We start from the raw sequence: 17515 nt of genomic DNA on the forward strand, positions 1-17515 counted from the left end.
ATCTAGTTCTTACCATCCGCCAGATAAGCTACCTCTACGGTTTCTTCTATGCATGATACCACCTTGATGATTTGTTCACGGGTCAAATTAGAACCGGACGGCAAACATAAACCAGTCTTAAAGAGTCGATCAGATACACCGGATCCGTAAAAGGGCAACCCGGCAAAAACGGGTTGCTGGTGCATTGGTTTCCACAAAGGCCGCGCTTCAATCCGTCTTTCGGCCAATGCCAGTCGAATATCCTCACAGGTAATCCCCCCTGACAGATCCGGATCAAGCGTGATGCAGGTTAACCAGCGGTTTGAAAAACAGGGGTTGGGTTCGGGCTGGAAAGCAAAGCCTGGCAGCTTGCTTAAATGCTCGAAATAATACGCGTAGTTGGCGCGTCGCTGCGCTACCCGGTCAGCAAGAATCCTCAGTTGCCCCCGCCCGATTCCGGCACAGACGTTGCTGATTCGGTAGTTGTAGCCAATGGACGAATGCTGGTAGTAAGGGGCCGGATCACGTGCTTGCGTAGCCAGAAACCGTGCCCTTTTAATCAGAGCCTCATCATCGGACAGCAACGCTCCTCCCCCCGATGTCGTAATGATTTTATTCCCGTTAAATGACAAAACCGCTAGCTTTCCAAAGCTACCACAAGGCTTATTTTTGTATGTTGAACCAAACGATTCGGCCGCATCTTCAACCAACGGTACTTCATAGTGATGGCATATTTTGAGCAGCGCATCGAGTTTGGCCGGCATACCGTACAGGTGAACCGCGATGACGGCTTTGGGGCGTTTTCCCCGCGCCAGGCGGTCTTTCAGCGCCATTTCGAGTGCATCCGGGCACATGTTCCAGGTATCGGCTTCGCTATCAATGAACACGGGGGTCGCTCCCTGATAGACAATCGGATTCGCACTGGCCGCAAAGGTAAACGACTGGCAGATCACTTCATCGCCGGGCCCTACCCCCAACAATACCAGCGACAAATGCAAAGCTGATGTTCCGGACGACAACGCGGCCGCATGGGCGGCTCCGGTTTCGATGCACAGCTCCCGCTCGAACGCATCGATGTGTGGGCCAACGGGTGCGATCCAGTTAGCGGCAAAAGCTTCCTGAACATACTGCAGTTCGAGGTCACCGAGGTGGGGAGATGAAAGATAGATTTCTGGGATCATATTACAACATTAGTGAAATTTTATGGGCTTGGCAGGTGCACCAACGGCTGTGCAGTTGGCTGGGAGTGATTTTACAATGACAGCGCCTGCTCCTACCGTTGTATTCTGTCCGATAATAACCTGGTTAATAACAGTTGCACCCGTTCCTATGTAAACCCCTTCTTCCACTAACACTTCACCAGAAAGATTAACCGCAGGCATAAACGAACAATAGTTCTCAATTCTAGTGTCGTGTCCCACCGTGCAATTCAAATTCAATATCACATGTTGCCCAACCCTGATATTAACCGTTAAAATAGTCCCTGTGCAAATAATAGTGCCTTCACCAATTTTTATTTGTTGATCATCATTAACACTGACAGAAGGGTGTATTAGTATGGGGTAATAAACGTTGGCCGTTTGAAGTCCAACTACAATTTTCTTTTTAGTGGTCGGATTGCCTATGGCGATGACAATACCGATAGGTTGATTGAGCTGATTCAAATCCGCTATTCCACCTAACACCGGATAGCCGTTGACAAGCGTACCAGTCTCGATACCATCATCATAAAAACCCACAAAATCCCACTGATCACTGGTAAACTGGTTAATTTGCCGAATCAGCATGAGTACTTCTCTACCAAAGCCCCCTGCTCCATAAATAGCGATTTTCTTCTGCATAAGCTTATTGAGTATTTCCGGTAAAACGGGACATCATGACCTGCTGTGACTCATTGATATCCTTTGCTTGTAAAACTTTTTGTATGGTAAGCCACACTATTCTACAATCTAGTCCAAAAGATACATTCTCCACATACCATACATCGTATTCAAATTTCTTTTCCCACGATAGGGTGTTTCGGCCATTCACCTGCGCCCAACCCGTTATACCGGGCCGAACGGTATGCCGCCTGCGCTGATGATCGGTATACAGAGGCAGGTATTCGACCAGCAACGGGCGGGGTCCTATCAGGCTCATTTCACCCTTCAGAACATTCCAGAGCTGTGGCAATTCATCCAGGGATGTTTTTCGAACCAATCGGCCAATCGGCGTCAGGCGGTCAGCATCGGGCAACAAGCGACCATCCGGAGCACGCCGGTCGTTCATCGTTTTGAATTTAACCAACCAAAAAATTCGCTCATTTCGGCCCGGCCGGGCCTGAATAAAAAATGGATTTCCACCAGTAGCCAGTGTCAGTGCAGGTAACAGCAAACACAGCGCAGGCAGCAGGGCCAGCAGAGCGATCGCTGATACGCTGATATCAATGAGACGTTTCCCGGCTTTCTGATACATTTTCAGTGCGTTGTGAGTAGTAAGCCTTTATTTTTTTCTATTCAAATGTCGTTTCCGTACGAATAGCCGTTCACCGGGAACCGGCCAGCCACACCTCACGGTTCAGCGGATGCCCCTGACTTGGTGAAGTTGTTGCAAAAGCAGTTTTTTCATAGCTAGATAAGACGTTTTTCGACCATCAATCGCTTGTATTCGATCAGCCATTGTTGCCATATCCATTGCTGGTCAAACCGTTCGACCATCAATTCGCGCGACTTCCGGCTGAATTTCTGACGCAGGTCGGTATCTTCATACAACCGCTTCATGGCCAGATAAAGAGACTCTTCATCCTTGGGTGGAACAATCAGTCCATTCACCTCCCGGGTCACGATCTCGTTGCATCCGTTGATATCCGTTACAATCATGGGTAATTCCATACAGGCGGCCTGCATTGGGACATTCGGAAACCCTTCCCGGTAACTCGGAAAAACCAGCGCATCGGCCATAGCCAAATAAGGACGTACGTCCGCCTGAAAACCGGTTATGATGATATCCCCGCGGTTTTTCAGGAGTTGTTCCGAATCGGGCGAAATCGGGTCCAGATCCGACTCAAATGGCCCGACCAACACCAACCGGATGTCCGGACAGGTATTTGCTAACCGCACGTAGGCCTGTATCAGCTCGTCAACTCCTTTTTGCCTAACAATGCGCCCTATGTAGATCCAGACAAACGTTTTTAACTGTATATTCCATTGATTCCGCACCGTTTGACCTTGCACACTCATCTCAACCGTTCGGTGAAAATGTCGGCTGTCGATACCGTTGCTGCTCCCGTGTCCGATTACTTTTAGTTTTTGAGGATTAGCATAGAGAACCTTTTCTACGTAGTTTCGTAACGCAATCGAATTGGGATAGATGCCTGTTGAACAAGCATACGTGAGTTGTTCTATCCTGATCAATACCTGTTTTAAAACTCCTTCGCGCTCCATGAGAGGCAAACCGGCAACGGTATGAAGCCGGATGGGAATTCCCGCGAGCCAGCCAGCCAGCATTCCGATCAAACCGGCTTTAGGGGTGTGCGTGTGAATAATGTCCGGACGCAGCCGCCGAAGGAGTCGGTATGCCACCCACAACGCTTTCAGGTCCTGTAGGGGAGTCAATTTTCGTGTCATCGGCACAATGTAGTGTGGGCAACCTTCCTGTTGCTCAAGTTCCCGCAGCATTGTGCCATCGGCGCTGCTCATCCAGACGGTAAACCCTTGCAATTTCATGTACCGCATCTGTCCCCGGATTAGACTCTGAAGTGAAACCGGGACGGTTGTCATCCGCATCAGCTTAGTCATTTCTCACGGCTTTTCGATACCATACTTCCATTGCAAACAGAGAATACAGCATTTTAGCCCGTTTTTCAGCCGGAAATTTATCAGGCTGGTTGATCAGTTTACTGATAAATTCCCTTCGGATATACCGCTGTGCCAATTGTGGTTCCGCCAGATAGTCACAGACCACCGTTTTTAATTGTTTATCCATCCATTGTTTAAGTGGGACTTCAAATCCTCTTTTTGGTTGGTCAATCAATTTTTGAGGCAAATATTTTTTGGCCAGTTGACGCAGTAGATACTTTGTTGTGGTACTGTGAATCTTTAATGAATCCGGCAAGGTGGGTGCTAACTCTAATAAATCTTTAGCCAGAAAAGGACTTCGACCTTCGAGCGAGTGTGCCATTGTGGCGATATCCATTTTTACCAATAAATTGCCGGGCAAAATAGTCTGAAAATCTGCAACTTGCATTTGCTGCAATGAACTCAGTCCTGACATTCGTAGTCGATCTAGTGCTCCGGCCAGATCAGCCAGTGGCACAGGTTGGTAAAACGCTTCTGTATAGTTTTCAAAAACATCGGTCGTAGCTGACAAATAACGTTCAAGACCTGATTTTCGAGCCATATCCAGCATCCGATACGCAAAATTATACCGGCTTTTTTTGTTAGTTGGGTAAGGCAACGATCTGTAGAGCACATCGGCACTCCGCTGCACGACGCTGGGGAAATTGTTAAAGTCAAATCGAGCGGCTGGCACATAGCGCCGGTAACCGCCAAAGAGTTCATCAGCACCGTCACCGTTTAGAATGACCGTCAGGTGTTTCCTGGCTGCCTGCGCAACATAGTAGCTTGGAATGGCCGAACTATCCATGAACGGTTCACCATAGCCGGCAATAATCCGTTCGATGTCATCCTGAAGCCGTTCGAATGATAGTCGCACTTCTTTATGCTTTGTCTGGTAGCGATCGGCAACCAGCCGGGCCAACGGAGCTTCATCGTACTCTCCATTGGCGAACGATACAGTGAACGACCGAATGCCTGGTTTGAATTGAGCTGCCATTGCGGTGATTAATCCACTGTCAATTCCTCCACTCAGGAATACACCTACCTCCAAATCGGAGCTATCGATCCGCTGATTAACTGCTTTTCGCAAACAGGTGTCTACCTGTTCAAGGGCCTCTGTCTCCAAAATAGGACGTACCTGTTGGGCAAAAGCAGTGATGTCCCACCACGATGAAATCGCCAAAGTCCCCGTTCTACAGTCAATCTCGGCATAATGACCAGCTGGTAATTCCATAACATTGCAGTACGGCGTCTGTTGACCATATAGAAAACCGACCCGCAGATAACGGGCCAACGCTTGGTCGTCAACTGATAAGGGCAGATAAGCCGCCAGGGCGTTCAATTCAGAGCTGAATGCCAATTGATTGTTGTGCTGATAAACATACAGCGGTTTTTTACCCGCCCGATCACGAACCAACAATATCGTTTGGGCCTTGGTGTCATAGAGCGCAAACGCAAACATTCCATCCAGTTGATCCAGCATCTTCAACCCTAATAGTACAAAGAGATGAAGCAGCGTTTCAGTATCCGATGACGACTGACAGCTCAGGTTATACCGCTGACGTAACTGTTTATGGTTGTAAATTTCTCCATTAAAAATGATGGTGTAAATACCGTAAGTCATTGGCTGGCGTCCACCCGGTGACAAATCCTGAATTGCCAGTCGGGCATGAAACAGATAGACATTATCCTGTCGCCAATCCCGTTGCTCGTTCGGCCCCCGATGCAATAAGCTGCCCCTCAGGTACGCTGGTGAATCATGGGGCCAGTTAACGGTTCCAAATATGCCGCACATAGAAACGAAGTAGTTTTAAACGAGACGATAGCGTCTGTCTACTTTTTAAAAAATACCCAGACAATCATAAAGCAAGGCACGCATAATTGCTTCTATAGAATAGGCATAGACCGACGAGAACAGTATATCAACCTCATTTCTTCCGGGCAAATTATAGTGTTACCCTCTTATGCCTCATTCAACCCCGTTCAAAAACCAATTATAAGTTTTTAACAGTCCTTCTTTCAGTGAGATTTCAGTTTGATATGAAAGTATTTTTCGACTTTTACATAAATCGGCAAGGCTATCTCGAACATCGCCTTTGCGTGGTTCTAAATACAATGGACTCAATTTTTTCTGGCCGATGGTACAGATTTCATCCCAAAGCTGATTCAATGAAATCCGTTCACCGACTGCGACGTTGAAAATTTCGTTGTAGGTCATCGCATTTTTGACCAACATGGCAAGCACATTTGCCTGTACTGCATTTTCTACAAAAGTAAAATCTCGGGTCTGTTCGCCATCGCCATGAATGACAGGAGCAGTATTGCCCTTGATGGCATGCATGAATAATGGAATTACGGCGGCATAGGGGCCATTTGGACTTTGCCGGGGTCCAAATATGTTAAAATACCGCAGGCCAATGGTTTCCATTTCATAGATCTTACCGAATACCCGCGCATATTGCTCATTAGCTGCTTTTGTAACTGCATAAGGTGAAAGCGGCCAGCCGATTTGATGTTCTGCTTTTGGAAGTGCCGGGCTATCGCCATATACAGAACTTGATGAAGCATAAACAAATCGTCGAATTCCGGCGTCTCTCGCTGCAATCAGCATATTCAAAAACCCAGTTACATTGACTTGATGCGTGCGCATGGGGTCATTAATGGAACGTGGGACAGAGCCAAGTGCAGCCTGATGCGAAATATGAGTAATGCCTTCACAGGCTAGCCGACAGGCGTCGGCATCGGCAATGTCACCTTCCAATAACTCAAAAGCCGGATGAGTTCTAAACTCTTCCAGATTATTCTTACACCCTGTACTGAAATTATCGAATACGCGGACCTTTCCGGCATTATGCTTCAGCAGATACTCAACCAAATTTGATCCAATGAAACCGGCTCCTCCAGTTATTAAAAATGCGTATTCGCTCAATGAGCTCTCGTAATAGGCGGTTTTATACATTCTCTATAGTCGTTCGTCGGCGATACCGGTTTTAAACATCTTTTTGAAGTAAATATATGTATGCTCAAGCAATTTAAATCAATAAAATAAACTGCACTCCGATAAAAAGTTAAGGAAACCGGTACACTAATCGTTTGAACAAGGGCATGATTCCGGTTCATAGCCTGTGTGTCAGATTGCGTTGAATCGATTGGGTCAGCATTTCTTGAGCATGCTGCTGCTCCAATGTAGTCAATACTTTACTCCTACGATGCAACAACCAATCTTCATTATTAAAAAGATGAAAGAGTATATAAAGGCCGTCTTTTACATAAGTCATAAGGAAAGCAAGTAGTGTATTTCGGTGACCAATTTTTTTACTGTATTTTTTGAGAAGTGTACGTACGGCCTGCGATGTTTGTAAGTATTTTTTAGTATAGGGAAGCCCTATTTCTCTGTAAAACAGAAGCGAATCTGTAATTACGTGAAACTTTGCTGTTTCAATAATTGATAACCACAATTCAATGTCTTGTCCCCTAAAATTCGTGGGATTATAAGGGTGTTCCAAGAACCAGTTCTTTCTAGCCATAACAGTGGGATGTGCAATAGGGACTCCACATATGGCCCCTTTAAGGGTATTTGGCAAGCTTGTACTACCCCTTATTCCAAACACCTTATTATGCTTATCAATAGTGTAAATGAATGAACTCACGACATCGACTTCTGGATGTTTGCCAAAATAGTCGATTTGAACTTGTAGACGCTTATCCACCATAATGTCGTCTGCATCCATCCGAGCAATCAGCAAGCCTTGTGCTAATTGAGAAATTTGGTTCAGACGGATTGGTAAGCCAAGATTAAGTCCATCAGCAATAACTTTTATTCGGGGATCGCTAAACGAACGGGCAATACCAACCGAGTTATCCGTCGACCCATCATCAACAATAAGCAATTCCCAATCCTGGAACGTTTGGTTCAAGACCGAGTGAATGGTATCGGCCAGGTAGGGAGCAGCGTTATAAACCGGTAAGCCAACGGTAACCACAGGCATACAATTACCTCTTTTTGTTTAAAGTTGAATCCAGCCGGGATAAACCAGTTCATCCGACTTGATAAAAGTACCACGGTCATACACCCAATTCTTCGGAACAATGACCACTTTATCGGCATGTTTGCTCAACCACGCAGCCCACCAGCTAAAGGTGCTGTTGGGTATGATAAAATGGTGGCAGAGTGTCATCAGGTGCAAATAGGTTCCGGCCTGTTCACCTGCATACTCGTCGCCTACGAATACAGTAGGACCATCAAACCGAAGATGAGTTCGGCACCAATCAATATCGTCGGAAAACACATAGAAGGCAGGCTCGGTGACATGCGTCCGAATCATCCGTTCCGCTTGCTGGTAATATACTGTCTCAATAATGTTATGACGCAAATTTGTCACAAAGTCACTCCGTCGTACATGAACACAAACCGATTGTTGCTGCTGGATGTCTTCAGCCAATCCGTTTGCAAACGAAGGAATAGGCTTTTTAAAACATAAATCTGATTTTAATTCTTTTATAACCGATTGAAAATAGCGTACAGACTGCCAATAACCGCTTAGATAAGTATTATCATCTACCTGACCTATTCGGCTATCATACTGAAACGGAATTCGTTCATACACATAGGTCAAAGTTCCCGTTTTGATCCAATGGTTTAACAATCGCTTTCCATACCGGTTGAGAAAAGAAGAACTAGTTCCATATCTTCGTGAAATATCTAATGTAACAAGAGTAGGGTTGATGTTAAAAACATCAAGATCATAGTTTCGAAAAACAACGCGCTGACCAGTCACATTTCGACTTGTCAAAAATCTGGTATCTATGAACAGGTCCGTTTTCTTTTTAAAAGCTAAACTTCGTCCAATAGCGTATTGAAATAATTGATTACCAAGTCCACCCATTAACTCAACGACGATCATGCCAAGAACACTTTAGTTATTCAACTTTATCTATTGTTAAACTTAAAAGCTTTCGTACAATGTTGTATATTTTTCAATTATTTGTTCTTGATCATGTTTAAGACGTACGTGTTTTTTTCCCCTTTCGGCTAAATCATTGGAAAAATCCGGATCATTTTTTAGCCTCCTGATTGCATCTACCATAGCCTGTTTTGAGTTAACAATGATGCCCCCTTCATGATCACGCACATTACCAACATCAAAAGCTATCCACGGCAAACCGGCAGCCATTGCCTCTAAAATCACTACAGGTGAAGCTTCACGCGTGGAAGGAAGAACGAATACATTTGCATGCTTGTAAGCCGACACAGTTATATCCCGATTACATTGCCTGGTTTGAAAATTTGAGATTAAATATTCTTTGACACGACAAACATAATAGCATCCAGAATAAATACCCATTCGATCAAGATTAAAACGACGTGTCTGAATTGGTCTCCCAATATTAACAACTGATGTATCCGGTAAATTTTCAGCTAAATAATGCAAGGTATTATGACCTTTTAAGCCAACGTGATTAGAAACATTCAGTATCCAATATCGCTCATTAATTCCCCATTCATTGCGTAAATTGCAGGTAAATATGCTTTCAAATTCCTGAATATTAACACCATTTGGAATAATAGAATAATGGCGATACCCTATTTTTTGCAGATACGGAACTTCCTCGAAAGCGGAGGACAGACAGGTAACAGCGTCAATATGATTCAAAACTTCCCTAAATCGATCAAAATAGCTCTTCCATCCAGAATTATTTAAAGATGAAAATCCATGTGGTGTAACAATAACAGGACGCTTTCTAACCGGATACCAATTTATAAGCGCATCGAAAGTCCAGTTCTGGCAGGCATGATGATGTTGAATGTCCCAATCACCTTTATCAATAAAGTCTATGAACTGACTGACCTCGCCTGACATTCCTGAAATCCAATTACCGGCAACTTTAAATTGGCGAATATGTACTCCATTGTGTTCATTGACTGTACGATCAACGTGATATGTAGTTACAACGGTTACCTTATATCCTTTACGTACCAAACCTTCGGCGAGCATGGTCATTATCGAAGAAATACCGTTTCTTAAAGGAAAATACGACTCCCCTATTAATACAATTTTCATGACTCAAATTCTAATTTCATTTCTTCAACTTGATATTTACAAATAATGAGCAGGATGATTGCTGGCAAACAAGAATACACTAAAAACTGAATTAGGACAGAAATGCTTAGAAAAATGGCTGCATTATAGTGAATAGCTATATAAAACCAAGCGACTGCAATAGCTTTTGAGTAAAGTAGACTTTGTTTGAATAATTTGTCTATTTTGCAATAGAAATAACCAATTAACAAATGAGAAAGTACAACACCTACCAATCCAAAATTATAGTAAAATTCTCCAGCAACAGGTATGACCTGATCTGAGCTAATTGATGAACTGTAAATAGCTTGATTATACATAGAAACACCACTTGTTAGGCGAAAGTTTTTTCCGACCAGTGGTATAGAGAACAATATCGACGAAAGTAAAGTATTACCTTGTAGTTGATAATCCGTATAAATTAAAGGTGTTATCTGATAAGGCGTTCCGAAATAAATCTGATGAGCCGATGGCACATATCCAAAATTATCAGCAAAAAGTTTTAACAGTTTGGGTATTTCATCTAAACTGAACTCACGTAATGATCGAACCAATCCAAAAAAAAACAGCAAAACAATAGCCGGAATACCCATTACGATAACAGGTACTTTATTGTAAACTTTAAAATAGCTAAACATTATACTTAAAAGAGACAATAAAGGGTAAATAATGTTAGCCCGGTTACTACTAAGCGAACAAAGCACACAGAGTACAATAAAAAGAATATTTTGTCTCCAATATGGTCCCCCTATCTTGTCGCGTTTTTGATCAGCTAAGATCCAAAACAGGATTGACGAAAATGGTAAAAATCGGGACGTCATGCTCCCTATAAGTCCTATTATACTTCCTGCATTATTTTCATTGAATTGAGCTATTGTTTCTTTTAAAAAGGAACCAGTTAAATAGCCTTGAATAGATCCGTAACGAACTAAAATAGAGAAAATACCAATTAACAGAAAAATGTAGGCAAGCCAACGAATAGGTTCATAATTTTCAGTTTTCATGGATCGGTTGTATTTATTCAAACCGTTTAATTTCCAGCCAACTGTGAAAGCCAGGAAGGCAAATGTAGTTACAGCAACTTCCTCAATTAAATTTGTTCTTTTCCATTCAAACTTCTGCACCTGATTTCCCCATATTAATAGCTCTAATGGGATTAATACTAATTTGTTTAGAAAAACAAATAACATCAGATTTTTTGGTGTCAATAAAGTATCATCACTCCTAAACACTGGAAACCATGACTGGACTAGAAAAAACAGAACAATGAGGGAAAAAAGCAACCAATCTACAACATGAAATGACACACTACTATACGTAATTACTACTCCCATTAACAGGCCTAACCAAATAAGCAATAATCCCCATTTAAGAAAGTAAGAAAACAATAGTTTCATGATTTATTCTTAGAAATAGTATGCGTATTTACTCGAAATTAGATTAAAAATGAGTGTTTTCGTCGTTTATAAGCTACCCATACCCAAAGCCCTCCGATAGAAATAGAGAAAAAATTAGCGACAAATGGACTGGCATCCGGCCATCGATTAACTGTCAAATAACAAATCATAAACAGCATAAATGCCAGCGCTGTATCAGCCCAAAGACGCTCTTGCTGCCGATCTGTAATAACCAATAAATTACCAAAATACTGATTTAGAAAAGCAACTATACTTGAGGATATAGTTAAGCAATACCAAAATATAGCTAGTGGTGTAGCCTGCCACTTATACCATGAAAAAATAAATATTGGCCCTATTATTGATAAAAAAAATGCTCCTGTACCCACTACAACCAAACCAAGTATCAAACCACGTTGAGCTAATCTCTCAAATCCTTTGACGTCATTAGCATGAAATTGATGGTTCAATATAGGAAATAACGATTGGCAAAACTGACTAACTACCATACTATTCATATTAGCATATTGCTTACAAATTGTATATACCCCTAAAGCAGCCAATCCAGCAGAGTTTTCAGACACAATCCGATTCATAAAAAACAAACTAGGACTAACTAATAAAGATGCAAATAAATATGTCCAAGAATCAGCCAGTATTTTTTTTATAATTGAATAGGAAAAGAGGTTACGATGAGAAGTATTTTTAAAAAGAGGATACAAAGAGATGGTGCACAATAGAATAACAATACTTGATCCCAAGCACATTAGTTGCCATAGCTGTATTAAATCCATTCTGTGTTCATACAAAAAACAACCAATAATTATTAATCTTATAGTGGCTATAATTGCCAGTATTTTATACCATTTATTTGCAACAAGCGAAGCAACAAGAATTGTTTCAACTGTATGCAAAACTAAATATAAATTGGCTTGTTGGATTAAATTTTTTAATACGAAATTGGGAAACAATAATCGTGTAAAATAATCAGGCAAGTAAGGGTAAATAAAATAGATTAAAATGGCTATTAAAAAGCTAAGAAGCAAAGCATTTAGTATGTATAGACTTGCTAGTTTCTGGTCATACTCCAGGGAAGAAATATATTTAATTATTGCTGTCGAAGACCCTAATATTGTAACGACAAGCAATGTTGAAACGTAAGATAATAACAGGTAATGTAAGCCCACTGCTTTAGAACCCATTGTTGAGGCAATCCGTTGACTTATAAAGAATTGCAATCCTTGATTTGCCAGAACAAATGATAGGTAATACAGTATTAGTTTACCAGGCAAGTCAGCAAGTAAATTCTGTGCTACTGATCTTAAACGATAGAACATCCTCACAACCGGCTATCCACTTTATCCTTCTCTAACAACCCCTTCAGATCATAAATGACGGTTTTCTCATTTTGCAAAGCCGGGTAATCCAGTTCCCGGAAGGGTTCATGTGCCACCGCCATGACAATGCCGTCGTAACGACCATCGGGCTGGCTAATCAGCCGAAAACCGTACTCCTTTTCAACCTCGTCGGCATTGGCCCACGGATCATGTACTTCGACCTGAATGCCATACTCGACCAACTCCCGGTAAATATCGATGACCCGTGAATTGCGGATGTCGGGACAGTTTTCTTTAAAGGTAATGCCCAATAACAAAACGCGCGAACCATTGATCGTGTGCCCTTTCCGAATCATAAGTTTTACCAGTTTGCTGGCGACAAACACGCCCATGTTGTCATTGATGCGTCGTCCGGACAAAATTACCTGCGGGTAGTACCCCAGGCTTTCGGCCTTATGAGCCAGGTAATACGGGTCCACTCCAATGCAGTGCCCTCCTACCAGACCCGGTTTGAATTTCAGAAAGTTCCATTTCGTTCCGGCGGCCTCCAGAACTTCCAGGGTGTCGATTCCCATTCGATCGAACATCAGTGCCAGTTCATTAACAAACGAAATGTTGACATCGCGCTGGGCATTTTCAATGGCTTTGCTGGCTTCGGCCACTTTGATCGACGTGGCCCTATGGGTTCCCGCCTGAATAATCGATGCGTATAATTGATCCACCACAAGGGCGATTGCCGGCGTCGATCCGGAGGTGACTTTCCGAATGGTGGTTAGCGTATGAACCTTGTCGCCCGGATTAATCCGTTCCGGTGAATACCCGCAATAAAAATCGACGTTGTAGGTCAGTCCGGAGCCTTTTTCAAGAACCGGCACGCATTCTTCCTCCGTACAGCCCGGATAAACCGTCGATTCATAAATAACCAGATCCCCTTTTTTCAGGACCTTTCCAAGGTCGCGTGTTGCCCCCAGCAAAGGTCGTAAATCCGGTTTTTTATAGGCATCGACGGGAGTTGGAACCGTAACAATATAGACCGTACAACCGGCAATGTCGTCCAGATGAGACGAAAACCGCAGGCGGTTTGTTTGCCGAAGGGTTGTCTCATCCGTTTCCCGGGTTCGGTCGTAACCGCCATGCAATTCGTCGATCCTGCGCTCATCGATGTCATACCCGACGACGTCGTATTGCTTTCCAAACTCCAGTGCCAGTGGTAAACCCACGTACCCTAAACCAACAATTGCAATGCGTACCGAATCCATGATTTTATAGTCTCGCTTATCTTTCTATTGACAGAGGTTGCCAATCTATATGTCGTACCAGTGCAATCCCTATACCAAAAAGCCCGCCCATCAAAACCGCCACCAACACCATGATGGTCCGACGCGGTTCGCTCCGTTTGGTAGGAACCTGGGCAGGCTCCAGCATTTTCAAAATAGGGGTCTCTTCCTGTATTTTGATTCGGGTTTGTTCATATTGCTGGGTAATGGTACTGTATAAACCCTGCGCTAATTCAAATTCTGCCTGCAAACGGCGCTCTTCAATCGTTCCAATCTCCGTAACCATATACCGGTGCTGGTCCTTGTAAGCCGACAGATTGACCATCGCCCGATCATACCGTTGTTTGGCTTCCCGAAACCGCTCCGAAAGAAATTTCAGATCGGAACGGGTTTTCTCAGTCCGGTAATGAATCACATAGCGGGTCAAATAATCGATTGCCCGTTGACTAACCTGAGCCGCAACTTCGGCATCCGGCATTTTTACCCGAATGATAATAACCCCGGATTGTTTATCTAAATCGGATAAAATGCGCTCTTTCGTATCCTTGATCAATTGCTCCTGATCCCGCGTCAGACGCAGCGCCTGCCGGTCGTCAATCAATTGAGGAACCGGAAACGACTTCCGGTCCAAAAACCGATCGGTCCACGAAAAAGACTCCTGAGTCAGGAAAGCCGCCAGGGTAGTATATTTGCTTTTTTTAACCGTCGTGACGGACTGATTCAGCAAATATAAAATGAAAGGAGTGCTTTTCAGCACATCCGGATAGAGGTCCGGCCGGATGGCTTCCGTGTTACTAACCCCTTCCAGGTTGATTCCCGCCAATTCGGCTAATGCCCCAAACCGCTTTAAATTCAAGGCCGACCGCGCCTGCAATTCCGGCATCACCCGCACCTCCGATGTGTATTCAAAAGGACTCAATAGGGCCATGATAACGCCAATGCCCCCGAACAAAAAAGCGATGAGCAGGACAGAGGCTTTCTGATGCCATACCGCAACCAAAGCCCACTCGGGATCCAGGTGTGAAGGTTGCCGGATATTCCGAGCCTCGATCGGCAGCAAAGTTATATACTTTTTCATTAAAATAGCCGGATAATGGTTAGCACCACCGCTGCCAGTGATGTAATGCCCGTCATCACAGCCACCCGCTCGGGAGCCGACAGTTTGCTCTCCGACCGGGGCGGTCGAACCGGCACCATGATGTCCATTCCAGGCTCTGGATCCGGGTAAAACCGCAAGCCCAGAAACTCTTTGGTTCGTTTCACTTTTCCATTCGCATAAACGACGTACACCTTTTTGCGGAACGCTTTGGACGTAAATCCTCCTGAGCCGCTGATGTAGGATTTTATCGACTTGGACTGGTTGAAATCAATAACGGCCGGATTAAGCACTTCGCCCCGAATTCGCACCAATTCTGTTTTTCTGGGAATGTGAATAGAATCTCCTTTTAGCAACAGGAGGTTTCCCGTGTCAGAGGGCTTTTTAATAATCTCCTGAATATCAACTGATAGAAGTTCTCCGTTGCGAACAAACCGGGTTGCTTTCAGATACGCTTCCGGACGAAGCCCCCCGGCACGGGCAATCAATTCCGTAATGCGTTCGGATTTGTCCCGAATCGGATACTGACCCGGATAAGGAACTTCGCCGGTAATGACGACGGATTTCTGTGATTCATACCGGGAAAATGTTCGTACAAACACCTCATCGAACGGAAAAAGAACAAACCGGGCGTCCGCTTCGGTAAGTTTGAGTTGATCGTTCAGTTCAAACTGAAAAAGCCGGATACTTTGGTTGCCGGGCAGGTCGGTAGTGTCTTTCCGGACCCGTCGGGCAATTTCGATTCGGGTGGCGGTTGCTCCATCGGAAAAACCACCCGCCAGAATAATCAGGTTGGCGACGCTCATGCTGTCGGCATAATCGAACACGTCGGGTTTATTGACAGCGCCATGAATACGCACGGTTCGGCGTTCCCTTAATTCGCCGTAAGAGGCCACCGAAACAACGTCTTCCCGCTGCAGGCTGATGTCATTGGTTTCTCCGCGCATCAGTTTACCCAGATCAACCGCGATGAGTTCAGGGTCCAGATTATTCCGCAGCCGCCGGATCGTTGCCCGGTTCAGAAACGCATCTTCCCGCAATCCTTCGGCAGTGGCAATCAATTGCCGCACGGTAGAACTGCTCTGTAACGCGTAAACCCCGGGCCGAAATACGGCCCCGCTGATCGTCACCCGGTTTTCGTAGCGATTGATAATAGCCCCCACGGAATAGACATCACCGCGCTGCGGCACAAAAGACGGTATGTCAGCGGAGGAAATCGTCACGATTTGCCGTTCTTTGGCCGTATTCCGGTGCAACGTTAATGACGCCGTGTACGCTTTATCCGTCAAACCGCCCGCGAAAGCCAGCACATTCTTCAGTAATTCTCCGCTCCGAACTTCGTAAATAGCCGGTTGTTTCACTTCACCCGTCAGCTCGATCCGCGTATCGTAGTGGTTTACGAAAACGATGTCCTGGTCCTGCAGCCTGATGTTATCTTTCTGATCGGCGCGAAGTAAAAAGTCGTATACATCCAGCGTGCGAATCAGCCGGTTTCCCCGATACACGCGAATGTCACGAAACGAACCCCGATCAGGATCGGGACCTCCGGCTACGTAAAGCGCGTTGAATACCGTCGCCAGCGAAGACAAGGTATACGTTCCGGGTTGCACAACCTGTCCGAGCAGCGTGACTTTAATGCTTCGAATACTTCCCAGGCTGATGGTCGCAAAAACGCCACTTCCTTTGGCATTCAAACCGGCATACACCTGACGCAGCCGTCCGACAATCCGTTGTTCAGCTTGCTCAATGGTCAATCCGTTGACATAAACCGGACTTAAATTTTCTAACTTGATGGCCCCCTCCGGACTGACTTTGAGCCGGTAATTTTGCTGTGCGTTCCCATATACGTCGATAATCAGCTCATCTTCCGGGCCAATTTGGTAGTTCCTCGGCGTAGGAATCCGCAGATTGGGTTCAAAAGTCAAATTAGCGGACGAAAACAGGCTGGTTCCGAAAACCGGTGGGTTGTGCCTGCCGGTGTCTTCACGCGAAACAGAAGCCGTGCTAAGAGACGTTTTATCGAGTTGTTCGCGCCCAACCTGAGCAGGCGTTAATTGAGTCGGTGCCGGTGTTCGCTCCAGTGCATTGATGCGCTCCCGCATTTTTCTTACATCCGTCGGTGTGTAGCCACGTGACGCGGCTAATTGCTCAATCTGGGTTTCAGATAAACCGCTGCTCTTCGCTTGCCCGACAAACTGGCGAACCTGCTCATCCGTCAATTCGCTTACCTTTTGCGCAAAGGCTGGCGTTGTACTGGTGAATAACTGAAATAAAATGAACAGGCCCATCGTCTGGCCCAATACGCTACGTTTCTTCGTACCGATTAAATGCACGTTGTGAATAATTGAATGACTGAAATACTGCACCAAAGAAAAAAGGCGAAGATTAAATTCGGCAGGTAGAAACTAAATACCTCATTATAAATAAGATACTGACGGAAAGACAGCCGGTCTTTCTCCGGATCCGTTCTCGCCCAGGCCTACCTTTGATAACCGACACTATTGAGACGCAAAAAGCCCCGAAAGGATACACCT

The 17515-nt window shown here is 44.6% G+C and carries 14 protein-coding genes; all 14 read right to left on the bottom strand.

Annotated features, from left to right (window positions below; all coding sequences use genetic code 11):
* Positions 1 to 2: 2 nt before the first annotated feature.
* Positions 3 to 1160 carry a DegT/DnrJ/EryC1/StrS family aminotransferase gene (locus F0P93_RS19815; protein ID WP_150879026.1) on the bottom strand — a complete coding sequence of 386 codons (1158 nt, stop codon included), beginning with the start codon at positions 1158 to 1160 and terminating at the stop codon, positions 3 to 5.
* Between the two features lie 9 nt (positions 1161 to 1169).
* Positions 1170 to 1820: an acetyltransferase gene (locus tag F0P93_RS19820; protein ID WP_150879028.1), complete on the bottom strand. Its 651-nt coding sequence runs from the start codon at positions 1818 to 1820 to the stop codon at positions 1170 to 1172.
* A 4-nt stretch (positions 1821 to 1824) separates the two neighbouring features.
* Positions 1825 to 2433, bottom strand: coding sequence for a sugar transferase (locus F0P93_RS19825; RefSeq protein ID WP_150879030.1), 609 nt, complete (start codon positions 2431 to 2433; stop codon positions 1825 to 1827).
* A gap of 155 nt (positions 2434 to 2588) precedes the next feature.
* The gene (locus tag F0P93_RS19830; RefSeq protein WP_150879032.1) at positions 2589 to 3755 is read right to left on the bottom strand and encodes a glycosyltransferase family 4 protein; all 1167 of its coding nucleotides are present in this window, start codon (positions 3753 to 3755) and stop codon (positions 2589 to 2591) included.
* The gene (gene asnB / locus F0P93_RS19835; RefSeq protein ID WP_150879034.1) at positions 3748 to 5589 is read right to left on the bottom strand and encodes an asparagine synthase (glutamine-hydrolyzing); all 1842 of its coding nucleotides are present in this window, start codon (positions 5587 to 5589) and stop codon (positions 3748 to 3750) included. Before asnB ends, F0P93_RS19830 begins: the two co-directional genes overlap by 8 nt.
* 174 nt (positions 5590 to 5763) lie before the next feature.
* Positions 5764 to 6753, bottom strand: coding sequence for an SDR family oxidoreductase (locus F0P93_RS19840; protein WP_150879036.1), 990 nt, complete (start codon positions 6751 to 6753; stop codon positions 5764 to 5766).
* 157 nt (positions 6754 to 6910) lie between these two features.
* Complete coding sequence (locus tag F0P93_RS19845; RefSeq protein WP_150879038.1) at positions 6911 to 7783, bottom strand: glycosyltransferase; 873 nt, start codon at positions 7781 to 7783, stop codon at positions 6911 to 6913.
* An 18-nt stretch (positions 7784 to 7801) separates the two neighbouring features.
* Positions 7802 to 8698 carry an alpha-1,2-fucosyltransferase gene (locus F0P93_RS19850; protein ID WP_150879040.1) on the bottom strand — a complete coding sequence of 299 codons (897 nt, stop codon included), beginning with the start codon at positions 8696 to 8698 and terminating at the stop codon, positions 7802 to 7804.
* A gap of 42 nt (positions 8699 to 8740) precedes the next feature.
* Positions 8741 to 9856: a glycosyltransferase family 4 protein gene (locus F0P93_RS19855; RefSeq protein ID WP_150879041.1), complete on the bottom strand. Its 1116-nt coding sequence runs from the start codon at positions 9854 to 9856 to the stop codon at positions 8741 to 8743.
* Positions 9853 to 11271 carry an O-antigen polymerase gene (locus F0P93_RS19860; RefSeq protein WP_150879043.1) on the bottom strand — a complete coding sequence of 473 codons (1419 nt, stop codon included), beginning with the start codon at positions 11269 to 11271 and terminating at the stop codon, positions 9853 to 9855. Before F0P93_RS19860 ends, F0P93_RS19855 begins: the two co-directional genes overlap by 4 nt.
* A 38-nt stretch (positions 11272 to 11309) precedes the next feature.
* Positions 11310 to 12608: a lipopolysaccharide biosynthesis protein gene (locus tag F0P93_RS19865; RefSeq protein ID WP_150879045.1), complete on the bottom strand. Its 1299-nt coding sequence runs from the start codon at positions 12606 to 12608 to the stop codon at positions 11310 to 11312.
* Positions 12609 to 12610: 2 nt separating this feature from the next.
* Positions 12611 to 13867, bottom strand: coding sequence for a nucleotide sugar dehydrogenase (locus F0P93_RS19870; RefSeq protein ID WP_150879047.1), 1257 nt, complete (start codon positions 13865 to 13867; stop codon positions 12611 to 12613).
* A 16-nt stretch (positions 13868 to 13883) separates the two neighbouring features.
* Positions 13884 to 14963, bottom strand: coding sequence for a GNVR domain-containing protein (locus tag F0P93_RS19875; protein WP_150879049.1), 1080 nt, complete (start codon positions 14961 to 14963; stop codon positions 13884 to 13886).
* On the bottom strand, positions 14963 to 17314 hold the full coding sequence (locus tag F0P93_RS19880; RefSeq protein WP_225309566.1) for an SLBB domain-containing protein: 2352 nt from the start codon (positions 17312 to 17314) through the stop codon (positions 14963 to 14965). The genes F0P93_RS19875 and F0P93_RS19880 overlap by 1 nt, the downstream gene beginning before the upstream one ends.
* Positions 17315 to 17515: the final 201 nt, after the last annotated feature.

This window comes from Larkinella humicola (assembly GCF_008727875.1).
GTDB lineage: Bacteria > Bacteroidota > Bacteroidia > Cytophagales > Spirosomataceae > Larkinella > Larkinella humicola.